This window comes from Dactylosporangium sp. NPDC006015, assembly GCF_040614215.1.
GTDB lineage: Bacteria > Actinomycetota > Actinomycetes > Mycobacteriales > Micromonosporaceae > Dactylosporangium > Dactylosporangium maewongense.
Map to the genome: position 1 here is coordinate 17,198 of NZ_JBEXUD010000063.1, position 22,607 is coordinate 39,804.

Here is a 22,607-nt window from a genome sequence, read left to right on the forward strand (position 1 = left end):
GCTGCCGGGTCCGCTGCCGGGTCCGCTGCCGGGTCCGCTGCCGGGTCCGCTGCCGGGTCCGCTGCCGGGTCCGCTGCCGGGTCCGCTGCCGGGTCCGCTGCCGGGTCCCCTGTCGGGTCCGCTGTCGGACCCTCTGCCGGGCCTTCGGCCGGTGGGGTCTCGGGCGGGGCGGGGCTGCCCTCGTACTCCTCGACCTCGATCGTGGCGGCCGCCGCATCGTCCGGCCCCGTCCAGCGGACGAGCAACTCCCCCAGGGCCTGGAGCTGTTCGAAGGAGACGAGGTCCTCGCGGTACAGCTCCAGCAGCGCCAGGAAGCGGGCGACGACCTCCAGGGTCGACTCGCAGTCGATGCACAGCGCGCTGAACGTGGCCTCGCGTTGTGCGATGAGACGGTCGCGGACGATGTTGGCGTGTTCGCGGACGCTGACGCGGACCATGTGAATGTGCGCGATCGAGACGACCGGAGGGCCCGCCTTCGGGGTGAACGCCTTCAGCGCCAGCTTCAGCAGCCTCGCCGGGCCGACGCCGAGGACGAGGTCGGGCAGCGCCTCGGCGTACTGCGGCTCCAGGGACACCGAGCGCGGGTAGCGGCGGGACCCGATGGCCTCCAGGCCCGCGATGTGCGCCGCGGCCTCCTTGAACGCCTTGTACTGCAGCAGCCGCGCGAAAAGCAGGTCGCGCGCTTCCAGCAGCGCCAGGTCCTCCTCGTTCTCGACGGTGGCCGACGGCAGGAGGCGGGCGGCCTTCAGGTCGAGCAGGGTGGCGGCGACGACCAGGAACTCCGACGCCTCGTCTAGGTCCCAGTCGTCGCCCATGCCGCGGATGTACGCGATGAAGTCGTCGGTGACGGTGTGCAGCGCCACCTCGGTGACGTCGAGCTTGTGCTTGCCGATGAGCTGGAGCAGCAGGTCGAACGGACCGGTGAAGTTCGCCAGGCGCACCTGGAAGCCCGAGGGGGCGGCGTCGGCACCCGGCAGCGCGGGCACATCCGGTACAGGAGCCGCAACGTCCACGACGTCCGCCACGGCGGCATCGGAAAGCGCGTCCACGGTGGAGGGATCCGGCGAGGGGTTCGCGGAGTCCACGGTGGCGGGGTCGGTCACCGGAAGACCGTAGCGCAAAGGGTCGCGAAAACCGTTACAACCGCCGCTCGGCCTGCTGGGCGATGACCTCGCGGGCGAGCTGCCGGTAGTTGCGGGCACCCGAGGACGACGGATCGAGCGTGGTGATGGGCGCGCCGGCGACCGTCGACTCCGGGAACTTGACGGTCTTGGTGATGACCGTCTGGTACACCTTGTCGCCGAACGCCTCCACGACCCGCTGCAGCACCTGGCGGCAGTGGGTGGTGCGGCTGTCGTACATGGTGGCGAGAATGCCTTCGAGCTCCAGGTCGAAGTTGAGCCGCTCGCGGACCTTGTCGATCGTGTCGAGCAGCAGCGCCACACCGCGAAGTGAGAAGAACTCACATTCCAGCGGGATCATGACGCCGTGCGCGACGGTCAGCGCGTTGATCGCGAGCAGGCCCAGCGACGGCTGGCAGTCGATCAGGATGTAGTCGTACTCCTTCAGGACCGGACGCAGCACCCGGGCCAGGGCCATCTCGCGGGCGACCTCGGTGACCAGCTGGATCTCGGCCGCCGACAGGTCGATGTTGGCCGGCAGCAGGTGCAGGCCGGCGATGTCGGTCTTGATCCGGATGTCCTCGACGGTCACGTCGGAGTCCATCAGGATGTTGTAGATCGTCAGGTCGAGGTTGTGCGGGTTGACGCCGAGGCCGACCGACAGGGCACCCTGCGGGTCGAAGTCGACGAGCAGGACCCGCCGCCCGTACTCGGCGAGCGCCGCGCCCAGGTTGATGGTCGACGTGGTCTTGCCCACGCCGCCCTTCTGGTTGGCCATCGCGATGATCCGCGCCGGGCCGTGCCGATCCATCGGCATCGGCTCGGGGATCGGCTTGCGCATCGTGTACGCCGTCGGATCCGCCGGCCCGAGCTCGGCGCCGAGGTCAAGCGATGCCTGCTCGGCGCGCATCTGCGTCGTCCAAGACTCCGCTTGGTCACCCATGCCTGTCATCGAACCTCTTCGCCCCTCCCGGCGGCTCATCTCCACCCGGGGCCGATTCGTCGTCGGCGATCTGGGGAAGCGGGACGGCCGTTGCCCGACTCTACGTCACTGCAGGGTACATACCCCACTCCGCGCGCCCGGCGTGTCGCGGCCGGCTTCGTTGGGTACGGTCATCGACGTGTTGGGACCAGGAGACGTGCTCGGCGACAGGTACCGCCTCGATGAGTTCGTCGCCAGCGGCGGCATGGGGCAGGTGTTCCGCGCGACCGACAAGACGCTGAACCGGACGGTCGCCGTAAAGGTGCTGCTGCCGGGCCTGACCAGGGACGCGGAGTTCGGCGTCCGGTTCCGGGCCGAGGCGCGGATCATGGCCTCCGTCGGACACAAGGGCGTGGTCGGCGTCTATGACTACGGCGAGACGCCCGAAGGCACCATGTTCCTCGTCATGGCGTTCGTCGAGGGCCGCCCCCTCGGCGAGCGGATCACCCGCGAGGGTGCACTCCCGGCCGACGAGACCATGGCGATCGTGGCGCAGGCGGCCGACGCGCTGCACGCCGCGCACAGCAACGGCATCATCCACCGCGACGTGAAGCCCAACAATCTCCTGGTCGGCCACAACGGGGCGGTGACCCTCGTCGATTTCGGCGTGGCCCGCTCGGCAGACGTGACGTCCGTCACCAAGGTGAACGCGGTGATCGGCACGGCGCTGTACATGTCGCCCGAACAGGCATCCGGGAAGCCGATCTCCCCCGCGACGGACATCTACGCGCTCGGCGCGGTCGCGTACCACTGCCTGACGGGCGCGCCGCCGTTCACCGGCAACTCGCCGCTCGAGATCGCGATCAAGCACCTGCAGGACGATCCGGCGCCGCTGCCGGAGACCGTGCCGGCCGGCGTCCGGGCCGTGGTCGAGCGCGCCATGGCGAAGGACCCCGAGGACCGCTTCCCGACCGCGGCCGCCCTCGCCGCCGCCGCCCGCGACGCGCAGGTGGCGACCCTTCAGGACCAAGATCTGGCGTTCGTACCGGCGGCGGCCACCCGACGGTCCGCGACGATGGCGTCACCACGGACGGCCGCGAACGGCCGGCCGGGATCGTCCGGCGCGAAGCCGGACCGGCCCGCCTGGATCCCGGTCGCCATCGGCCTGGCGCTGCTCGTCATGGCCGGCGGCGTGGTCCTCGCCGCGATCGCGCTCAGCCAGGGCGACAAGAAGGGCGACGCCCCCAGCGGCGTGCCCGGCATGTCGCAGTCCGCCGTGGTCACCACGTCGGGTCCGGCACCCGGTGGGGGCGGCGCCACCCGTACCTCGGCGGCACCACCCACCAGCGCACCGGCGTCCGCCTCGCCGACCCCCGCCACCAGCAGCGCCGCTCCCCCGCCGGCGACGAGCGAGCCCCCGCCGCCGCCCGCCACGACGACGCAGCCCCAGCCGACGACCGGCGGCACGACACCTCCTGTCGACGGCTCGGTCCCGCCCGCGTAGCCGGTCGGCCAGATCTGGGGCGGCCGGGATTTTCTGTCGTACCTTCGTGCAACCCTTCGTGGCGGGGCTTCGTCTACCCCGCGACGAAGGGAGCCCGAACGGGTGAACGAAGACGACGAAGCGCAGTTCCGGGAGTTCGTCGCCGCACGGTTCGACGGCCTGCGTTCGCTCGCCTACCTGACGTGCGGGGACTGGCACACGGCGGAGGACGCCGTCGCCTCGTCCCTGGCGAAGCTCTACGTGCACTGGCACCGCGTCGACACGCCCCTCGCCTATGTGCGCAGGGCGGTCGTGCACGCCCTGGTGGACGAGAGCCGCCGGCCGTGGCGGCGCAGGGAGCGCTCGGTGGGCTACAGCCTGCCCGAGCTGCCCGGCCCCGACCACGCCGAGCAGGTCGACGAGCGGATCCGGATCCGCGCCGCACTCGCCCGGATGGCCCCCGGCCAGCGCGCCGTGCTGGTCCTGCGGTACTACGAGGGGCTGAGCGTTGAGGAGACCGCCGAGGTGCTCGGCCGCCAGCCGGGGACCGTCAAGAGCCAGACCGCCCGCGGGCTCACCGCCCTCCGCGCACTGCTCGACGCGGAGCCTCGTGACGACCCCGGTGTCCGGCCCCCCGGCGCGCGAGCGTCCGCTCCCCCACCGCAGGCGACACCCACTCACGAGATGGAGAACAGGAGGGAAGGGCATGGAGCACGACCTGCACAGTCTGCTGGCAGCGGCCAGGGACGACGCGCCGCCACCGCGACTCAGCATTGACGACATCACCACCGCCGGCCGCCGGCTCGCCCGGCGTCGCCGCCGCCGCACCCTCCTCGCCTCCGTCGCCGGCGGCCTGGCCGCGGTGATCACCGGCGCCACCGCCGCGATCGCGCTCTTCAACCCGCCGGTCACCGCCCCCACCGCGGACCCCAACGGCACGCCCGGGCTGGTCGTCGACGCCACCCAGTCCCCCGCCCGCCCGGCCGGCTTCACGTCGGCCGGCCCGTTCCAGACCAACTACAGCGGCTACACCTCCGGGCGGTATGCCGTCAGCGACCCCTACCTGGTCACCGCCCACTACCAGCTGTCCACGATCGACCTCAACGCCGCCCCGTCCGCCGCGCCGACCGTCTCGCCCTCCCCGACCGTCAACGGCAAACCGGCCCGCACCGGGTCATCGGGCAGCATCGTGCCCCGCGAGGGCCGCCTCGTCGTCTTCGGCACCGGCGCCTTCGAGCCCCGCGAGTTCAACGGCGGCGCCAAGCTCAGCATCGGCGGCCGGCAGGCCCTGCTGATGCACGCCGGCGGGTCGGTCTCGCCGACCGTCGCCGACAAGTACGGCTGCTGCACCGACCCGGTCATCCCGGCCATGGCCTGGCAGTACCTGCCGGGCGCCTGGGCGGCCGTCTACTGGTCCCGGGCCGAGACCATGCCGACCCGCGACGAGCTGGTCGCCCTCGCCGAGGCCCTGCCCGCCGCCGTCCCGGCCCCCTTCCCCGTCGGCATCCAGGTCCGCGACCTGCCGAAGGGGTACCGTCTCATCGCCGCCGGCACCCGCACGTCCTCCTACGACAACACCAACCTGTCGGTGGTCCGCCTGGGCCTGAAACCCATGGCGCCCCCGCTCACCGGCGCCACCGACCTCGACGCGTACTCGTCGCTCATCCTCACCCTCGGCATCGCCGACCACGTGACCGGCGAGGCGATCAACAAGACCACCTGCCCGCCCGCCACCAACCGCTGCGCCATCCTCATCGAGGACGGCCAGTTCTTCCTGCAGGCGGAGACCCTGGGCGACCGCGCGATGAGCACCAGCGAGCTGTCGCAGATCCTGAAGACGATGACCGCCGAGGACCCGTTCGACCCCACCTCCTGGCCCGCCGCCACCGCGGCGTACACCTCCTGACCCGTCGCCGCCCGCGCGATCCGGTGGACACTCCCGCTTCACCGGATCACAACCCACACCGGGCCACCCGGCCAGATCAACACCGCGCGCGATCTTCACAGCTCTTTGCACCCGGGTCGCATTCAGGCTTCTCACCAACCAACCCGCATACCGGCCATTGACCAACATCTCATCCAACGCTCCGAGCCCTCCATCCCACGAAGCCGCAGACCGGAGCCGGCACGGACGTCGCTTTTCAGCATGCCGCGCCCCCGCTCGACAGACGCCCACCGATCACCGGACCGCCACGACCCGACAACCCACCCCGCGGCGCCCACGAGCTTCGAGCCCCACTCCCGCACAGCCACCACAGAGCCGGCTCAGCACGGCGGCACACTCGACCCCCGCGCCCCGCAACACTTCGCGCCCACGACTTGATCGAAGGACAGCCCCGGCCACCATCACGACCACAGCCGTCCTCCGATCATCGCGCCGCCGACCCACCCGATAGACGGCGCGCGATCCACCCCTGCCTCAGAAGATCGTTTACGGGCGGCCCGCGCACCGCCAATGCGCAAAAGCCACGAGCCGGGGCATTGACCAACGTTTACGGCAGCCCGGTAACGCACCGTCCCGGACAAGGCGCGAACACACCGCCGCCCCAGGCAGAACCGGACGCACCGCGCCCGCCCGACACGGCGGCAAACTCGGCCCGCTCGACCCACGCGCCCCGCAACACTTCGCGCCCACGACTTGATCGAAGGACAGCCCCGGCCGCCATCACGACCGCAGCCATCCTTCGATCATCGCGCCGCCACCCACCCGATCGACGGCGCGCGACCTACCCCCGCCTCGGAAGATCGTTTGCGGGTGGATCACGCACCGCCTATCGCATGAAGCCACGAACCCGGGCATTGACCAACGCCCACAGCGGACGGGAACGCGCCGCACCGCCACGAACAGGGCACGAACACACCGCCGTCCCGGACGGAAGCAGACGCACCGCGCCGGCTTGGCACAGCGGAACACTTGGCCCACGCGAGCGCAGCACTTCGCGCCCACGACTTGATCGAAGGACAGTCCCAACCGCGATCACGACCGCAGCCGTCCTTCGATCATCGGGCGGCCGGACACGGCAGCCCCACCCGCTAGACGTAGCGCGGCGGAACACTTGGCCCACGCGAGCCGCAACACTCCGTGCTCACGACTTGATCGAAGGACGGGGCTGGCTGCGATCACGGCCGGAGCCGTCCTTCGATCGTCGGGCCGCCGGGCACGCCGCCCTACCCGATAGACGGTGCGCGATCCACCCCCGTATCAGAGATCAACTTGGGGGTGGATCGCGCAGGGTCTATGGAACGAAAGCCGCGAACGCGGGCATTGACCAATGTCCAAAGGTGGGCCGGGAGCATGCCCCGGGCAGGCAGGGAAACGCACGCTGCCTGCCCGGACCCGACGCCGGGGAGTGGGTTACTTGTGGCGGTTGTACATGCGGGGGGACTTCGACTTGGCGCCCTTGCCGCCGGAGCCCTTGCCGCCGCCGTGCTGCTGGACGCCGGGCGGGAGGGAGCGGCTGGCCTGGGCGCGGCGGATCGCTTCGAGCGGGTTGCGCGGGGGCGCTTCCTCGGACTCGGCGGCAGCAGCGGTGGCGGCAGCGGTGGTCGTGGTGTTGTCGGGCTGGTTGTCTGCGGTATCGGCAGGCATGGCGTCTCCTTCGCGGATGACTGACGCGGAAGTACCTTCCGCGGGAAGGTGAACGGGGACGTGGACAGGCGTCAGCCGCGCAGCAGACGAAGCGGGAGCCGAGCGAAACCCCACCACAACAGCGGGGGTCGTGCGAGAACCCACAACGGGGGCCGCCAAGGCAGACCAGTCACAACAGGTCGCGGCGGCACGCGCGGCGTCAGTGGGCTCAGAAACGCATGCGCCTACGGTAACACGGCTCCAAGCTCCCCGGTGAGGTACCGCTGCACGGTCGCACCCACCTGGACCACCAGTGACGAAGGGGTGGCGGCGACGACGGGCGGCAGGCGCAGGATCTGCCGGCAGAAGGCGAGGCCCAGCATCTGGGTGGCGACCAGGCCAGCCCGGACCGTGGCCTCGGCGGGGTCGGGGCAGACGGCGAGCGCCACCGGAGCGACCTGCGAGGCGAAGATGTCCCGCAGCCGCGAGGCGGCCGCCTCGTCGGTGGCTGCGGAGCGCAGCAGGGTCAGCAGCGCGTCGTCGGACGGGTCGCCCTCCCAGCGCTTGATGAAGTGCGCGACGAGCGTCTCGCCGAGCCGGTCGCGCGGGATGCCGGCCACGTCGGGCAGCCGCAGGTGCACGTCGACGGCGGCGGCGAAGAGCTGGGCCTTGTTGCCGTAGTAGCGCATGACCATCGAGGGGTCGATGGCGGCGTCGGCGGCGATCGCCCGGATGGTGGCCCGCTGGTAGCCGTCGGCGGCGAACCGCTCCCTGGCCGCGCGGAGGATCGCCGCGCGGGTGGCGTCGGATCTGCGCTCGGGCTGCATGCCCACAACCGTAGGCCAACAAGCGTTGACAGAAAAGTCAACACGTGTTGGCATTGGCTGGTGTACGACGTCATCGTGGTCGGCGCGAGGCCGGCCGGAGCGGCGACCGCCATGCTGCTGGCCCGGCGCGGGCTCAGGGTGCTCGCGGTCGACCGGGCCAGGTTCCCCAGCGACACGCTGTCGACGCACCAGGTCCAGCCGTCCGGGACCGAACGGCTGCGGCGCTGGGGGCTGCTCGACCGGCTGCTCGCCGCCGGTACACCGGCGACCGAACGCGTGCGGTTCGACCTCGGCGGCACCGTCCTGCAGGGCAGGTTCCCGGAGGGCGCCCTGTACAGCCCGCGGCGCACCGTCCTCGACGCGATCCTGGTCGACGCGGCCAGGGAGGCGGGGGCCGAGGTGCGGGAGGGGTTCCACGTCGCCGGTCTGGTCTGGGACGACAGAGGCGTCGCGGGCATCCGGGGACGCGACGGCACCGAGCTCCGCGCGCCGGTCGTCGTCGGCGCCGACGGCAAGCATTCGCTGGTCGCGAAGGAGGTCGCCGCGCCGGTACAGCGCAACGTGGCCCCCAGGACGGTCGCCAGCTACGCCTACTGGGAAGGCGTCGAGCAGCGGGCGGGCGGCCAAAGGCGGGCGGGCGGCGAGCAGCGGCACGGCGAGCTCTACCACCGCCCCGGCCGGGCGGTCGCCGCGTTCCCGACCAACGACGGCCTCACCATGGTGTATGCCGCCGCGCCGATCGACGAGTTCGGCACCTGGCGCACCGACGTCGAGGGGCACCTCCTGGCGACGCTGGACCAATGCGGCGACCTGGGCGAGCGGGTCCGGGCCGGCCAGCGGGTCGAGCGCCTGCGGACCACCGTCGACCTGCCCAACGTGGTGCGCCGGGCGCAGGGCCCCGGCTGGTTCCTCGCCGGCGACGCGGGGCTCGTCATGGACCCGGTGACCGCGCAGGGCATCGGCAACGCCCTCGCCGACGCGGAGCTGCTCGCCGAGACGATCGCCGGGGGCCGGACGGACTACCAGCGCCGGCGCGACGCGGCCCGGCTGCCGATCTTCGGCCTGACCACGGGGCTGGCCGCGTTGCGGCCCGCGAAGGGTCTCAACGCGGTGCTGCTCAAGGCCATCGCGCGACGGGAGGCGAGCACGGAGCAGTTCCTCGGGGTGTTCGCGGGCACCGTGCCGGTGAGGACGTTCCGCAGGAGCGTCCCGCGGATGCTGGTTCAGCGCGCCCGGGGGTGGGCGGTCGCGTAGACCTCGCGGAGTTTGTCGACGGTGACCAGCGTGTACACCTGCGTCGTGGTCACCGAGGCGTGCCCGAGCAGCTCCTGCACCACGCGGATGTCGGCGCCGCCGTCGAGCAGGTGCGTGGCGAACGAGTGGCGCAGCGTGTGCGGCGACACCCCGTGCGGCCCGTCGACCGGCAGCCCCGCCCGGACGGCGGCCTTGCGCAGGATCGTCCACGCGCTCTGCCGCGACAGGGCGCCGCCGCGGGCGTTGAGGAAGACGGTGGGCGTGCCGGTGCCGTTGGCGACGAGCGACGGCCGGGCGCGGACCAGGTACACGTCCATGGCGGTCCGCGCGTAGCTGCCCATCGGCACGAGGCGGGTCTTGCCTCCCTTGCCGCGCAGCGTCACGAGGCCGTGCTTGCCGGTCAGGTCGAGGTCGTCGACGGCGATGCCGACGGCCTCGGAGATGCGGGCGCCGGTGCCGTACAGGAACTCCAGCAGCGCCTGGTCGCGCAGCCCGAGCGGCCCGGCGTCGGCGGCGGTGGCGAGCAGCCGCGACACCTGGTCGACGTCCAGGGCCTTCGGCAGCCGCTTCGGCAGCGACGGCGGCTTCACGTCCCGCGACGGGTCGGTCGGTGCGAGCCCCTCCAGCAGCAGGAACCGGTGCAGCCCCCGCACCGCGCTCGCGGCCCGCGCCGCCGACGACGCCGACAGCGGCGGGTGCTCGCCGCCTTCCTGGAGGTCGCCGGTCCGCAGCGCCGCGACGTGCCCGGCGATGTCCCGCGCCCCGACGTCGGCGAGGTCGCCGATCCCGCACGCGGCGAGCCAGTCCACGTACCGGTCGAGGTCGCGCCGGTACGACGCAAGGGTGTTCTCCGCGAGCGCCCGCTCGACCGTGAGGTGGTCCAGGTACACGTCGACGGCCTTGCGCAGCACGGACGCGTCGGCGGGCGCGGGCCCGCCGACGGGAGCAGCGGACGCGTCAGTGGACGCGGGCACGCCGGCGGCCGCCGCGACCGGGGAATGGGTCGCGGCGGCGTCCGCCGGCTCGAGCGTCACCGTCTAGGCCAGCGCTTCCGCCAGCGCGAGGTGGTCCATCCCGTGCGCGTCGGCGACCGGTCCGTAGGTCACGTGGCCGTCGTGCGTGTTCAGCCCGAGCGCCAGGGCCGGGTCGCGGCGCAGCGCGTCCCGCCAGCCCCGGTTCGCCAGCTCCAGCGCGTACGGGAGGGTCACGTTCGTCAGCGCGTACGTGCTGGTGTGCGGCACCGCGCCGGGCATGTTCGCGACGCAGTAGAAGATCGAGTCGTGGACCCGGTAGGTCGGCTCGGCGTGCGTGGTCGGGCGGGAGTCCTCGAAGCAGCCACCCTGGTCGATCGAGATGTCGACGAGGACGCTGCCGGGCTTCATCCGCTTCACGAGGTCGTTGGTGATGAGCTTCGGGGCCTTCGCGCCCGGCACGAGGACCGCGCCGATGACGAGGTCCGCGTCGAGGACGGCCCGCTCGATCTCGTAGCTGTTGGACGCGACGGTCTGCAGGTGCCCCTGGTAGATCGCGTCGGCGCCGCGCAGGCGGGAGATGTTCTTGTCCAGCAGCAGGACCTCGGCCTGCATGCCGAGCGCGATCGCGGCCGCGTTGAGGCCGGAGACGCCCGCGCCGATGACGACGACCTTCGCCGCGTACACGCCGGACACCCCGCCGAGCAGCACGCCGCGCCCGCCGCCGGCGCGCATCAGGTGGTACGCCCCGACCTGCGGCGCCAGCCGCCCGGCGACCTCCGACATGGGGGCGAGCAGCGGCAGCGAACGATCGGTGAGCTCGACGGTCTCGTACGCGATGCCGGTGACCTTCCGGTCGACCAGCGCGTCGGTGCACGCCTTGGAGGCGGCCAGGTGCAGGTAGGTGAAGAGAACCTGCCCCTCGCGCATGCGGTGGTACTCCTCGGCGATCGGCTCCTTGACCTTCAGGACGAGGTCGCCGGCGGCCCAGGTGTCGTCCGCGGTCGGCAGGATCTGCGCGCCCGCCTCGCGGAACTCCTGGTCGGTGATCGAGGAGCCGTCGCCGGCACCGGCCTCGATGAAGACCTCGTGCCCGCTCGCGGTGAGTTCGTGGACTCCTGCCGGGGTGATCGCCACCCGGTACTCGTGGTTCTTGACCTCGCGTGGGACTGCGACCTTCACGTCTCGTGACCCCTCTCCACCAGCGACGACGGTGACGCTGCGTGTACCAGCGGCAGTCTATGGCGCGCTGACCGTCCGCGAAGGCAGCACAGTGTGAACTCCTCCGCGAACGGATTGACACAGTGTCGCCTTCTCCGGTACTGCCACCGCCGAAACGCACCCAGGAGGCTGATCTATGCTGTGCGGCCATGACCGTCTACGGCGGGCCCCGCCCGACCTCGCCCGCGGCGCCCGGTGGCTCTGGCAGGCCGCCGCGTGTCAAGCCGGACCCGCTGCTGTTCGGCGCGTTCGGCTTCCTGGTCGTGGCCGTCATCGTCGGGCTGGTCCTCGCGTTCCAGGGCGGTGGTGGCGGCGGCGGTGAGCCGAGCGCCGCCGAGCGGGCCTCCGGCGCGCCCGCCGAGCAGGCTTCGTCGCAGGCCGGGCCGGCCTCCGCGCCGCCCCCGCCGCCGTCGAGCGCCGCCCCGTCGCCGACCCCGCCGCAGGCGCTGATCCCGGCGAAGCCGACCCTGCTGCGCGCGTCGCACTCCAGCCTGTGCATGCAGGCCCAGGAGGGCAACGGCGGCGTCGCCACCCAGATGCCCTGCGACAACAACCCGACGCAGGTCTGGATGCCGCAGTCGGTCGCCGGCACGCGGGACGTGTTCGCGTTCGTCAACACGAAGGACAACCGCTGCCTCGACGTCAACGGCGGCTCCAAGGACAACGGCGCGCAGATCCTGCAGTGGGACTGCCACGGCGGCCCCAACCAGCAGTGGCGCCTGCAGCGCGACGGCGACGGCTTCCGGTTCGTCAGCCTCAACAGCGGCCGCTGCATCGGCGTCGACTCCGGCAGCCCCGCCCCGGGCGCCGCCGTCCGCCAGTGGGACTGCGACAACTCCCCCAACCAGCGCTGGCAGCTGCCGACCTGACGCCGTTACAGCGCCGCGATGTCGCGGGACTCCAGGATCTGCTTGGGCGCGCCGGACCGGGCGACGTGCAGCATCGCCCGGCCGATCTGCTGGGTGCTGGTGGCGATGCCCGGGGCGAAGCGGACCAGGGCCGCGCTCAGCGGGGTCAGGACCGTGTAGATCACGCGGAACAGGCGGACCTTGGACACCGCGCCGTGCATCGGCCGGATGAACCCGGGCCGGAACATGTAGGCCCGCAGGTCCATGGCGAGCAGCGCCTGCTCGGCGGCGCCCTTCACCTGCGCCCACTTCGCGCGGCGGTCGCCGCCCGTGCCGGCGCCGGACACGTAGACGAACGTGGAGCCCGGTGACACCGCCCCGGCGGCGGCGAGGGTGTAGTCGACGGTGATCCGCCGGTACACCTCCTCGGACATGCCGACGGAGGAGACGCCGAGGCAGAAGAAGCAGGCGTCGTAGCCGGCGAGGGGGACGCCGGTGAAGTCGGTGAAGTCGGTGTGCAGGGTCTCCTGCAGCTTCGGGTGGCGCTGGCCGGTCAGGGTGCGGCCGACGACCAGGACCTCGGTGACGTCGTCGGCGAGGAGGCACTCGCGGAGCACGCCCTTGCCGACCATGCCGGTGGCGCCGAAGACGATGACCTTCATACCGACATCATCCCCCTCATGCCCGCAGGACGGACAGCGTGGCGCCCTTCAGCGTGGTGTACAGGTCGGAGTCGGTGAAGTCCGGGCCGGTCTCCTCGCCGATGTAGACGTCGACGTGCTTCGAGCCGCCCATGCCGGGCGTGAACTCGTCGACGATCGTCCACGTCGGCGACTTGAGCTTCGCGCACACGTCGGCGGTGACCTCGGCGGTGCCGCAGCGCAGCACGCTGAAGCGGGCGCCGGCGCGCAGCACGTCACCGTCGGCGGCCGCCGACACCCACGGGACGAGCGGGCGGCCGGCGGTGTCCCGCGGGGCGGTGTCCATCCAGTACCCGGTGTCGTAGGACCAGTTGAGGTACCGCCCGTCGGCGGTGCGGCCGGTCCCCTCGTCCTTGACGGCCTTCACGAACGACGCCGGGAACGTGCCCAGGTCCCGCTGGTCGTGCCCCTTCCGGCAGTCGATCGTGGGGCAGCCGGTGACCCGCTGCGACGCGCCGCCGTGCAGGGTCGCGACGGCCGTGTAGTACACGGTGACCTCCCAGCCCGCCGAGGTCACCGGGCTCGCGCCAGCAGCAAGAGTCGGCATAGCCGACATGTCGGAGATTCCGGGTAGCGCCCCGGTCTGCGGCGGGTGTCCGGGCGTCTCGGAGACGGATGCCACAGGGGCGTTGCCGGACGAGCACGCCGCCAGCGCCAGCACACACAGCAACAGCGCGTTGACCCGGACCACATCCTGATCTTCTAATCCTGAGGGCGGCGCCGCTCCTGTTTCCGCAGCGAGGTGAAGCGCTTGTCGGTCAGCCGCCGCTCGATCGCACCCTTCGAGGGCTTTGTCCGTTTGCGCGGCCGAGGCGGGGGCGCGATGGCCTGCGCGATCACCGTCACCAGGCGCTCCTCGGCCGCGCGCCGGTTCTGCAGCTGCGAACGGTGCTCCGAGGCGACGATCGACAGCACCCCGTCGACGAGCCGGCCGGCGAGCCGCAGCAGGGCGCGCTCCTTCAGCGGCTCGGGCAGCGCCTGGGTCCCCGCCAGGTCGAACCTGAGCTCGACCCGGGAGTCGGTGGTGTTCACCGACTGCCCGCCCGGCCCGCCGGAGCGGCTGAACCGCCACGCCAGCTCGGCGCGCGGCAGTGCAATGTCGTCGGTGACCCGCAAGTCGTCGTCCACGCCGTCAAGAATGCGGGTTCCGGACTGCATCTTGCACTCCAGGGTGACTTCGGCGGTTGTTTAGGATCGGCTCGGGGTACTCTCGGCTCGCAGCGGGGACGCAGCGGAAAGGTGACACTGTGGCTGATGCCGTCGAGACGGCGCTGCTGGTCGAGGAGTTCGACGCTGAACAGATCACCCCGGTGCGGCACGCCGTGAGCCGGTCGGCCGCCGCCGTCGGCCTGCTCGGGCAGCGCCTGGAGGACTTCGTCCTGGCCGTCAACGAGATCGTCACCAATGCTGTGCGCCACGCCGGCGGCCGCGGCGCGGTGCGGCTGTGGACGCTCAACGGCATCCTGCTGTGCGAGGTCACCGACAAGGGCTCCGGCATCCCCGCGGAGCGGCTGGACGGTCAGACGCTCCCGCCGAGCAACGCGATCAGCGGCCGCGGCCTGTGGCTGGCCAGGCATCTCGTCGACGAGGTCACGGTCCTGTCGACGCCGGCGGGCACAATTGTCACGCTTCGCAGCGCTCTGGCGGGTTAGCATCCTGATCGTGCTCCGCCCCTCCTACCCCATCCGGACCGAGCGGCTGGCCCTGCGCCCGTTCGCCGAACGTGACTTCGCCGACCTGCACGCCCTCACCGGCGACCCGGACGTCGTGCGGTACCTGTACTGGGACGTCCACGACGAGGAGATGACCCGGGCCTCGCTGAAGAACCGGATGGCCCAGGACGCGCTCACCGAGGAGGGCCAGTGGCTGGTCCTCGCGATGGACCTCGACGGGCGCGTGATCGGCCAGGTGGTGCTCAAGTGGGAGAGCGCGCTGAGCCGCCAGGGCGAGCTCGGCTTCGTGCTGCACCCCGACTACCAGGGCCGCGGCTACGCCCGTGAGGCGTCCGAGGCGATGCTGCGGCTCGGCTTCGAGGAGCTCGGCCTGCACCGCATCTGCGGCAAGTGCGACACCCGCAACGTGCCGTCGTGGCAGCTGCTCTCGCGGCTCGGGATGCGCCGCGAGGCACACTTCGTCGAGGACGAGCTGTTCAAGGGCGAGTTCGGCGACCAGTACGTCTACGCCATGCTCGACCGCGAGTGGCGGGCCCGCCGGACCTGAGCGTCAGACCTCGTCGACGTAGACCCACGTCCCGTCGGCGGTCTTCACGAACCGGCTGGTGTCGTGCATCACGCCGGGCTTGCCGTCGGCCTCGTACCGCGCCTTGAACTCGACCGTGCCCTCGGTGTCGAAGAGCCCGCCGCCGGTGCGGTTCAGGATGTACAGGCCCTTCCAGTGCTGCCCGTCCTCGACCGTCAGCAGCCGCGGCCGGGTCTTCTCGTGCCAGGTGCGCAGCAGGAAGTCGCGGTCGCCGACGACGTACGCGCTGTACCGGGCGCGCATGAGCAGCTCGGCGCTCGGCGGCGCGTCGGTGCCCCGGTGGAAGCGGCCGCAGCAGTCGTCGTAAGGCTCGCCGAGCCCACACGGACAGAGTGACATGTCAAGATTGTCCACGATGCTGCTGCGGGCTCACGCCGCGGACACGCTTGAACGCGGCGCTCAACGCGAATGCACCCCCGTAGCCCACCCTCCTCGCCACGGCGCCGAGGGTCGCGCCGGGCTCCAGCAGCAGGTCGGCGGCGAGCGCCAGGCGCCACCCGGTCAGGTACGCCATCGGCGGCTCCCCCACGACCTCCGTGAACCGCCGCGCGAGCAGCGCCCGCGACACGCCCACCTTCTCCGCGAGGACCGCGACGGTCCACGGGTGCGCCGGGTTGTGGTGCAGCAGCGTCAGGGCGGGCCCGACGACCGGGTCGGCCTGCGCCCGGTACCACCCCGGCGCGCCCTCCCCGGCCCGGTCCAGCCAGCCGCGCAGCGCCGAGATGAGCATCAGGTCCAGCAGCCGGTCCAGGACCGCCTCCTGCCCGGCCCGGTCCTTGGCGATCTCCTGCGCCAGCAGCTCGACGAGCGGCCCCTCCTCGCGCACCACGATGGCGTCCGGCAGAGCGCCGAGCAGCCGCCGGCCGACCTCGCCGGCCAGCTCGTAGGCGCCGGTGATGACGAGCGTCGGGCCGTCGGCGTCGGTACCCCAGGTGCGCACCCCCAGGTGCATGACGTCGGCGAGGTCCCGGCCGTCGGGGGTGGTGCACCGCTGCCCCGGGTGGATGACGATCTGCGGGTCGGTGCCGGGCGGGTCGGCGACGGTGTAGTGCCCCGGCCCGCGGATGACCATCACGTCCCCCGGCCCGATCGTCCGCGGAGTTCCGTCGTCGGGGATGTACGTGGCCTCGCCGCGCACCATCGCGACCAGGGCGAGGGGCGCCTCGTCCCGGACCCGCAGCGACCACGGCGGCGTCAGCACCGACCGCAGCAGGAACGCCCCGCGGGCCCTCGGCCCGTCGAGCAGTGCCGTCAACGCGTCCACACCGTAGACGATGACACATGCATCGGCGATGCTCGGCCATGGCGCGTCTGCGGGTGCACCGGATTGACTGATCCGCATGGAACAGTTGCGCAGCGTCGTCCTCGCCACCGCCACCCTGCTCGTCGGCCTGTCCGCGGGCGTCTTCTTCGCCTACTCCACGTCGGTCATGCTCGCCCTCGGCCGCGTCGAGGACCGCACGTTCGTCGAGGTCATGCAGAAGATCAACACCGCGATCCTCAACGGCTGGTTCCTGACCGCCTACGTCGGTGCCCTGCTCGCCGCGATCGCCGCCGTGCTGCTCCACCTCGGCGGCCCGCACCGCCCGATGCTGCCCTGGCTGATCGCGGCCACCCTGCTGTACGCCGTGGTCTTCATCGTCACGGCGGCGGTCAACGTGCCGCTCAACGACCAGCTGGACGCGGCCGGCCTGACTGACCCCACCTCGGCCCGGGCCGCCTTCGAGGCCTCGTGGAACCGCTGGAACACGGTCCGCACGGTCTCCTCCGCCGGTGCCCTGCTGACCCTGGCGATCGCCCTCCTGAAGCACTGACCGCCCGTCCCCATGATCCGGAAGACTTCTGGTCGCCAGGGCGACGAAAGCTCTTCCGGATCATGAGAAGCGGGTCAGGTGGCGGTCGAGGCCGGGCGCAGCGGCTTCCAGTCGCGGTCGCGGGCGTGGGCGGCGCCGAGGATGCCCACCATGCAGGCGGCGTTGGTGACCTCGCCGCTCAGGACCATCCCCACCGCCGTGTCGAGGTCGACCCAGTGCAGCTCCAGCTCCGCCTCCTCGTGGGTACGGGTGTGGCGGGAGGTCTCCGGTACCGGCGAGATGTCCCGGGCGAGGAAGAGCCTGATCTTCTCGTTGGAGCAGCCGGGTGACGGGTGCACCTCGGCGAGGAGGTCCCATGTCGCGGCGGCGAGGTCGACCTCCTCGGCGAGTTCCCGGGCCGCCGCGTCCACGAGGGGCTCGCCCTCCACGTCGACGAGGCCCGCCGGCAGCTCCCACAGGACCTGCCGCACGGCCGGCCGGTACTGGCGGACCAGCGCCACCCGCCCGGCGGTGTCCACGGCGACGACCCCGACGGCGCCGACGTGGACCATGTAGTCGCGCAGCGCCGAGCCGCCGCCGGGCATGGCCACGTCGTCGGTGAAGATCGCGAAGACCTTGTTGCGCAGCCGCTCCGTGTGCGACAGCACCTCATAGGTCATGCGTCGACCGTTTCCAGCTCGACGGGAAGGCGGTCGGCGGCGTTGTACGTGACCGCCGCGCCGACGAACGCGGCGAACAGCGGGTGCGCGCGGGTCGGGCGGCTCTTGAGCTCCGGGTGGGCCTGGGTGGCGACGAAGAACGGGTGCCGCTCCCGGTCCAGCTCGACGAACTCGACCAGCCGGCCGTCCGGCGACGTGCCGGAGATGCGCAGCCCGGCGGAGGTCATGGCGTCGCGGTAGGCGTTGTTCACCTCGTACCGGTGGCGGTGCCGCTCCGACACCTCGGACGCGCTGTACGCGTCGGCGGTGAGCGTGCCGGGGGTGAGGACCGCCGGGTAGGCGCCGAGGCGCATCGTGCCACCCAGGTCGCCCTTGCCGGCGACGATGTCCGCCTGGTCCGCCATGGTCGAGATGACCGGGTCGGCGGCGTCGCCGTCGAACTCGACGGAGTTGGCGCCGGCGATGCCGCCGACGTTGCGCAGGACCTCGATCGTCATGCACTGCAGGCCGAGGCACAGGCCGAGGGTCGGGATGCCGTGCTCGCGGGTGTACTGCGCGGCGCCGATCTTGCCCTCGATGCCGCGGACGCCGAAGCCGCCGGGGATGACGACGCCGTCGACGCCGGCGAGGGCCTGGGCGGCACCGGCCGGGGTGGTGCAGGTGTCGCTGGGCACCCAGCGGATCTCGACCCGGGCGCGGTGCGCGAAGCCGGCGGCGCGGACGGCCTCGGTGACCGACAGGTAGGCGTCGGGCAGGTCGACGTACTTGCCGACGATCGCGACGGTGACGGTCTGCCGCGGGTGGTGGACCCGCTCGAGGAGGTCGTCCCACTTCTTCCACGCCACGTCGCGGAAGGACAGGCCGAGGCGGCGCACGACGTACGCGTCGAGGCCCTCCTCGTGCAGGACCCGGGGGATGTCGTAGATGCTCGGCGCGTCGGGCGCGGACACGACCGCCTCGGCGTCGACGTCGCAGTACAGGGCGAGCTTGTTCTTCGTCTTCTCCGGGATCTGCCGGTCGGAGCGGCAGACGAGCGCGTCGGGCTGGATGCCGATGCTGCGCAGCGCGGCGACGGAGTGCTGGGTCGGCTTGGTCTTCAGCTCGCCGCTCGGCGCGAGGTACGGCACCAGCGACACGTGCAGGAAGAAGCAGTTGTCCCGGCCGATGTCGTGGCGGACCTGGCGGATCGCCTCGAGGAACGGCAGCGACTCGATGTCGCCGACGGTGCCGCCGACCTCGGTGATGACGACGTCGGGGGCGACGCCGTCGGCGTCGGGCGCCGACATCGCCCGGATGCGGGCCTTGATCTCGTTGGTGACGTGCGGGATGACCTGGACGGTGTCGCCGAGGTACTCGCCGCGCCGCTCCTTGGCGATGACCGCCGAGTAGATCTGGCCGGTCGTGACGTTGGCGTTGCGGGACAGGTCCTGGTCCAGGAACCGCTCGTAGTGACCGATGTCGAGGTCGGTCTCGGCGCCGTCCTCGGTGACGAACACCTCACCGTGCTGGAACGGGTTCATGGTGCCGGGGTCGACGTTGAGGTAGGGGTCCAGCTTCTGCATGACGACCCGCAGACCGCGGGCGCTGAGGAGACTGCCGAGGCTGGAGCCGGTCAGACCCTTGCCGAGTGAGGAGGCGACGCCCCCGGTGACGAAGATGTGCTTAGCCTGCCGGCTCGCACCGGTCCGTGTCGAAGAGCGATCCACGGGAGTTCAGCCTAACAGCAGGTGAACGGGGCCGCTTCGGACACTCCGGGCCGCCCAGCCTGCGGGAAAATCATCGGGTGCGGTCGTCGGCGTGGTCGAGGACGCGCAGGCACGCGAGGACGGTCAATGGCGCGGCGGTGGCGAGGGCGGCCCCGAGGACGTTGAGCGACACCCCTTCGATGACCCCGGCGAGCAGGCTGGCCAGCACCAACCCGGCCAGAGCGCCCCGGACCGGCGGGAACACGCCGAGCAGCCGGCGGAACCCGCCCCAGTCGCGCAGCAGCACGAACGTCACATAGAGAACGGTGCCGATGACGAGGATGGTGAGCGGGCTGGTGACGGTTGTCACCACGTTGGCCTCGCCGATGCGCCGGGCGATGTAACCGACGGTGCCGTCCTGGGTGCGCAGGAGGAGCCGCCCGACGCTGCTGCGCTGCGCCTCGGGGCGGAAGAGGTCGAGGACGCCGATGCCGGCGGTGACGGTGAGCGCGGCGACGGCCGCCCAGACCAGGCGGGTCATCGTGAGCCAGCCGCCGACGGCGAGGGCGGCGGCCGCGCACACCCCGGCGGTCAGCGCGACCGCTCCCGAGGCGTCGGCGCCGAGGTACGGGCTGCCGATGACGACCAGCCCGGCCCCGCCGACGACGGCCATGACGAACGGGCGCCACCGCCGCTCGAACCGCTGCGCGAGGCTGGCGCCGCCGAGCAGCACGCCGGTGACGAGCAGCCCGAGGCCGATGACGCCGACGCCCGCGTAGCGCCCGCCGGCCGCGGCGGAGTAGCCGGCGACACCGTTGAGCTGCAGCCGCGCCCCGGTGAGCACGTCGAGGGCGACGGCGAGCGCGCCGACGGCGGCGACCCCGCCGAGCGGGGCGTTGGCGCGGCTGCGCGAGGAGGTGAGCGCGATGACGGCGGTGGCGACGGCGAGCGCGGCGAGGGTCACGCCGCCGAACCCGAGGCCGGGCGACGACCACCGCCACCAGGGCAGCAGGTCGGCGACGAGCGCGGCGGGCACGGCGAGCGACGCGGCGATGAGCAACACCTCGGCGGCGCGCACGACGACCCGCGGGGCGGGCGGGTGGGCGACCGGCCCGGCCGGCCGGCGGGCCCACCGCAGCAGCGGCACGACGAGCAGGAACAGGGCCAGCTCGGCGATGACGAGGAGCAGGAAGAAGTTGGAGCCGACCCGTTGCTGGACGCTGGCTTCACGGTCGGCGTCGGCGAGGCGTTCGACGGCCCGATCGACGGACGCGGGCCGGCCGTCGCTCCTGGTGGCGGCGCCGCCGGCGAAGAGCTTGCCGGGGATCGGCCGGTCCAGCGCCGAGAGGGCGGTCGGGGCTAGGTCGACGACCTGCACGTACCCGGGCCGGGACGTGGACGGCGAGGTGAGCCAGCCGCCGGTGTAGCCGGGGCCCTGCGCGATCGCGACGTGCAGGCGGCTGCTGGCGTCGAGGTCGGAGAGGCCGGCGAGCACGACGACGGCACGGTCGGGGCGGTTGGCGATGACGGCGGCGAGCCCGGCGTCGGCGCGGCGGGCGTCGGAGGCGCGGGAGGCGGCGTCGGTGCCGGCGATCTGGCCGAGGTCGACGATGGACAGCGCGCACGCGGACAGGAGGTTCTCGTCGACGGCGTCGGCGTAGCGGTCGACCCGCCCGTACGGCCTGGCGGCGGCGACGGCGGCGCCCGGGCCGACGGCGGTGGTGCAGCGGACGCCTTCGGCGAGCGCGCCTGGCTGGGCACCCCAGTGCAGGGCGCGGTTCTTGGCGACGACCCCGCCGAGGTCGGGCAGCGACGCGCCGGTCCTGGTCTGGTCGGCGGAGATCGACACCTGCAGCGGCGGGCACGTGGACGTGATGGGGCCGGTGGTGAACGTGGCGTAGTTGCCGGCGCCGAGCGTGAGCCAGCCGTCGCCGGCGCAGGTGACCCGCCGCGCGGAGCGCACGGACAGCGCGCCGATGGCGCCGTTCTCGGCCAGCTGCCACATGGTGGGGGTGTCGGTCGGGTTGACGTCGTCCCAGCGCAGCCCGGCGACCCCGACGATGATCACGTAGTCGGCGGACGGCGGGACGGCCTCGGCGGCGGGCCGCGGGATGAGGGCGAGCAGCGCGACGAACCCGACGAGCAGCGACAGCAGCGCCGGGGTGAAACGGTGCAGCCGGTGCCGCATCAACGGTCCCCGCTGGCGCGTACCTGTGCGTACACCGCCTCGACCTGGTCCAGGGTGTCGCGCTCGGTCGGCCAGGTGGCGGCGCGGGCCTGGCCGCGCTTGCCGAGCGCCGCCAGCTCCTGCGGGTCGGCGAGCAGCGCCTCGGCGGCGGCGGTGAAGCCTTCGACGTCGTGCGGCTCGACCAGCCGGGCGCCGTCGCCGACGACCTCCGGGATGCCGCCGACGGAGGTCGCGAGCAGCGGTACACCGGCGGCGAGGGTCTCCTGGACGAACAGCGGCTGCCCCTCCCACACGCTGGTGACCACGACCAGGTCGGCGGCGGCGAGCAGGTCCGGGACGTCCTCGCGGTAGCCGAGCAGGTGCACGGGCGCGTGCTCGGCGGAGATCCGCTGCGCGAGCGTCATGTAGGACGGGCCGCTGCCGGCGATCGCCACGTACGGCTGCGGCTCCGACCAGCGCGCGGCGACCAGGTTCTCGAAGCCCTTCTGCGGGTGCAGGCGGCCGACGGCGAGGACGAGCGGCCGGCCCTCCTCGACGCCGAGCTCCTCGCGGACCTCGTCGCGGGTGCGCGCGGGCGGCGGCAGGACGGGCGCGGGCACGAGCGCGAGCCGGACGTCGCGGCCGCCGAGCTCCCGGATCCGCTCGACGAGGTCGGTGGAGACGCCGAGGCCGACGTCGGCGCTGCGGGCGACCCGCCGCTCGAGGGGGCCGTAGAGCCTCGCCCGGAGGCCGCGGGCGAGGACGAGGTTGTGCCAGGTGACGACGAGCGGGGTGCCGGCCGGCCTGGCGAGCGCGGCGACGAACCCGGCGCGCAGCCCGTGCGCGTGGATGACCTCGACGTTCTTCAGCGCCCGGCGCAGCGCCCGGACGGCGAGGACGTCGCCCGGCTGGGGGCTGGCGGGGATCTCGACGGGCACGAACCGCGCGCCGCGCCGGGCGAACCCGAACTGCTCGTCGGTGGCGGCCGGGCCGTGCACGCTGACGTCGGCGCCGCGCCCGGCGAGCCCGTCGACGAGCATGCCGACGTGCCGCCCGACGCCACCGGTGCTCGACGCCAGGACCAACGCGATGCGGGCGGCTCCCACC

23 protein-coding genes are annotated in these 22,607 nt (G+C 72.6%); 8 read left to right on the plus strand and 15 right to left on the minus strand.

Annotated features, from left to right (window positions below; all coding sequences use genetic code 11):
• Both ABZ321_RS52680 and ABZ321_RS52685 read right to left on the minus strand, forming a co-directional pair.
• Positions 1-986: ScpA family protein (locus tag ABZ321_RS52680; protein ID WP_354903990.1), on the minus strand; the 986-nt coding region annotated here is incomplete at its 3' end.
• A gap of 151 nt (positions 987-1,137) precedes the next feature.
• Positions 1,138-2,073: a ParA family protein gene (locus ABZ321_RS52685; protein WP_203853951.1), complete on the minus strand. Its 936-nt coding sequence runs from the start codon at positions 2,071-2,073 to the stop codon at positions 1,138-1,140.
• A 169-nt stretch (positions 2,074-2,242) separates the two neighbouring features.
• Between ABZ321_RS52685 and ABZ321_RS52690 the strand changes: the two genes are divergently transcribed.
• From ABZ321_RS52690 to ABZ321_RS52700, 3 genes are all read left to right on the plus strand, one after another.
• Positions 2,243-3,547, plus strand: a complete 1,305-nt coding sequence (locus tag ABZ321_RS52690; RefSeq protein WP_354903964.1) for a serine/threonine-protein kinase — start codon at positions 2,243-2,245, stop codon at positions 3,545-3,547.
• Between the two features lie 102 nt (positions 3,548-3,649).
• The gene (locus tag ABZ321_RS52695) at positions 3,650-4,303 is read left to right on the plus strand and encodes a SigE family RNA polymerase sigma factor (RefSeq protein WP_344513264.1); all 654 of its coding nucleotides are present in this window, start codon (positions 3,650-3,652) and stop codon (positions 4,301-4,303) included.
• A complete protein-coding gene (locus ABZ321_RS52700) occupies positions 4,233-5,432 on the plus strand; it encodes a hypothetical protein (RefSeq protein WP_354903965.1) in 1,200 nt (399 codons plus the stop codon). Before ABZ321_RS52695 ends, ABZ321_RS52700 begins: the two co-directional genes overlap by 71 nt.
• Positions 5,433-6,881: 1,449 nt before the next feature.
• On the opposite strand, the gene ABZ321_RS52705 is transcribed toward ABZ321_RS52700, so the two are convergent.
• Together ABZ321_RS52705 and ABZ321_RS52710 are read right to left on the minus strand one after the other, a co-directional pair.
• Entirely contained in the window at positions 6,882-7,115 is a 234-nt protein-coding gene (locus tag ABZ321_RS52705; RefSeq protein ID WP_354903967.1) for a hypothetical protein, read from the minus strand.
• A gap of 224 nt (positions 7,116-7,339) precedes the next feature.
• The gene (locus ABZ321_RS52710; RefSeq protein WP_354903968.1) at positions 7,340-7,921 is read right to left on the minus strand and encodes a TetR family transcriptional regulator; all 582 of its coding nucleotides are present in this window, start codon (positions 7,919-7,921) and stop codon (positions 7,340-7,342) included.
• Between the two features lie 60 nt (positions 7,922-7,981).
• Between ABZ321_RS52710 and ABZ321_RS52715 the strand changes: the two genes are divergently transcribed.
• A complete protein-coding gene (locus ABZ321_RS52715; protein ID WP_354903970.1) occupies positions 7,982-9,175 on the plus strand; it encodes an NAD(P)/FAD-dependent oxidoreductase in 1,194 nt (397 codons plus the stop codon).
• Here ABZ321_RS52715 and ABZ321_RS52720 read toward each other — a convergent pair.
• Both ABZ321_RS52720 and ald read right to left on the minus strand, forming a co-directional pair.
• Positions 9,145-10,149 (minus strand): site-specific tyrosine recombinase XerD, encoded by a 1,005-nt coding sequence (locus ABZ321_RS52720; RefSeq protein WP_354903992.1) that lies wholly within the window; start codon positions 10,147-10,149, stop codon positions 9,145-9,147. The two genes, ABZ321_RS52715 and ABZ321_RS52720, sit on opposite strands and share 31 nt — an antisense overlap.
• A 63-nt stretch (positions 10,150-10,212) precedes the next feature.
• Positions 10,213-11,328 (minus strand): alanine dehydrogenase, encoded by a 1,116-nt coding sequence (gene ald, locus ABZ321_RS52725; protein ID WP_354903971.1) that lies wholly within the window; start codon positions 11,326-11,328, stop codon positions 10,213-10,215.
• Positions 11,329-11,516: 188 nt separating this feature from the next.
• On the opposite strand from ald, the gene ABZ321_RS52730 reads away from it, so the two are divergent.
• Complete coding sequence (locus ABZ321_RS52730; RefSeq protein ID WP_354903973.1) at positions 11,517-12,236, plus strand: RICIN domain-containing protein; 720 nt, start codon at positions 11,517-11,519, stop codon at positions 12,234-12,236.
• A 5-nt stretch (positions 12,237-12,241) separates the two neighbouring features.
• On the opposite strand, the gene ABZ321_RS52735 is transcribed toward ABZ321_RS52730, so the two are convergent.
• From ABZ321_RS52735 to arfB, 3 genes are all read right to left on the minus strand, one after another.
• Positions 12,242-12,877 carry an epimerase gene (locus ABZ321_RS52735; protein WP_354903974.1) on the minus strand — a complete coding sequence of 212 codons (636 nt, stop codon included), beginning with the start codon at positions 12,875-12,877 and terminating at the stop codon, positions 12,242-12,244.
• A 16-nt stretch (positions 12,878-12,893) separates the two neighbouring features.
• Complete coding sequence (locus ABZ321_RS52740) at positions 12,894-13,463, minus strand: hypothetical protein (RefSeq protein WP_354903976.1); 570 nt, start codon at positions 13,461-13,463, stop codon at positions 12,894-12,896.
• A 155-nt stretch (positions 13,464-13,618) separates the two neighbouring features.
• Entirely contained in the window at positions 13,619-14,044 is a 426-nt protein-coding gene (gene arfB, locus ABZ321_RS52745; RefSeq protein ID WP_344513280.1) for an alternative ribosome rescue aminoacyl-tRNA hydrolase ArfB, read from the minus strand.
• Positions 14,045-14,163: 119 nt separating this feature from the next.
• On the opposite strand from arfB, the gene ABZ321_RS52750 reads away from it, so the two are divergent.
• Together ABZ321_RS52750 and ABZ321_RS52755 are read left to right on the plus strand one after the other, a co-directional pair.
• Positions 14,164-14,568 carry an ATP-binding protein gene (locus ABZ321_RS52750; protein ID WP_344513282.1) on the plus strand — a complete coding sequence of 135 codons (405 nt, stop codon included), beginning with the start codon at positions 14,164-14,166 and terminating at the stop codon, positions 14,566-14,568.
• Positions 14,569-14,578: 10 nt separating this feature from the next.
• Positions 14,579-15,136, plus strand: coding sequence for a GNAT family N-acetyltransferase (locus ABZ321_RS52755; protein WP_344513283.1), 558 nt, complete (start codon positions 14,579-14,581; stop codon positions 15,134-15,136).
• Positions 15,137-15,139: 3 nt separating this feature from the next.
• Here ABZ321_RS52755 and ABZ321_RS52760 read toward each other — a convergent pair whose 3' ends face one another.
• Together ABZ321_RS52760 and ABZ321_RS52765 are read right to left on the minus strand one after the other, a co-directional pair.
• Positions 15,140-15,514 carry a YchJ family metal-binding protein gene (locus ABZ321_RS52760; RefSeq protein ID WP_344513285.1) on the minus strand — a complete coding sequence of 125 codons (375 nt, stop codon included), beginning with the start codon at positions 15,512-15,514 and terminating at the stop codon, positions 15,140-15,142.
• A 1-nt stretch (position 15,515) separates the two neighbouring features.
• Positions 15,516-16,439, minus strand: a complete 924-nt coding sequence (locus ABZ321_RS52765) for an AraC family transcriptional regulator (RefSeq protein WP_344513287.1) — start codon at positions 16,437-16,439, stop codon at positions 15,516-15,518.
• A 76-nt stretch (positions 16,440-16,515) separates the two neighbouring features.
• Between ABZ321_RS52765 and ABZ321_RS52770 the strand changes: the two genes are divergently transcribed.
• Entirely contained in the window at positions 16,516-16,989 is a 474-nt protein-coding gene (locus ABZ321_RS52770) for an anthrone oxygenase family protein (RefSeq protein ID WP_344513289.1), read from the plus strand.
• 74 nt (positions 16,990-17,063) lie between these two features.
• Here the strand turns inward: ABZ321_RS52770 and ABZ321_RS52775 are convergent, their stop codons facing one another.
• The 4 genes from ABZ321_RS52775 to ABZ321_RS52790 all read right to left on the minus strand — a co-directional run bounded on the left by ABZ321_RS52775 (position 17,064) and on the right by ABZ321_RS52790 (position 22,606).
• On the minus strand, positions 17,064-17,648 hold the full coding sequence (locus ABZ321_RS52775) for an NUDIX hydrolase (RefSeq protein WP_354903978.1): 585 nt from the start codon (positions 17,646-17,648) through the stop codon (positions 17,064-17,066).
• Positions 17,645-19,354, minus strand: coding sequence for a CTP synthase (locus ABZ321_RS52780; protein WP_344513291.1), 1,710 nt, complete (start codon positions 19,352-19,354; stop codon positions 17,645-17,647). Before ABZ321_RS52780 ends, ABZ321_RS52775 begins: the two co-directional genes overlap by 4 nt.
• Positions 19,355-19,424: 70 nt before the next feature.
• Positions 19,425-21,521, minus strand: a complete 2,097-nt coding sequence (locus tag ABZ321_RS52785) for a hypothetical protein (RefSeq protein ID WP_344513293.1) — start codon at positions 21,519-21,521, stop codon at positions 19,425-19,427.
• Complete coding sequence (locus ABZ321_RS52790; protein ID WP_354903981.1) at positions 21,521-22,606, minus strand: glycosyltransferase family 4 protein; 1,086 nt, start codon at positions 22,604-22,606, stop codon at positions 21,521-21,523. Before ABZ321_RS52790 ends, ABZ321_RS52785 begins: the two co-directional genes overlap by 1 nt.
• Position 22,607: the final 1 nt, after the last annotated feature.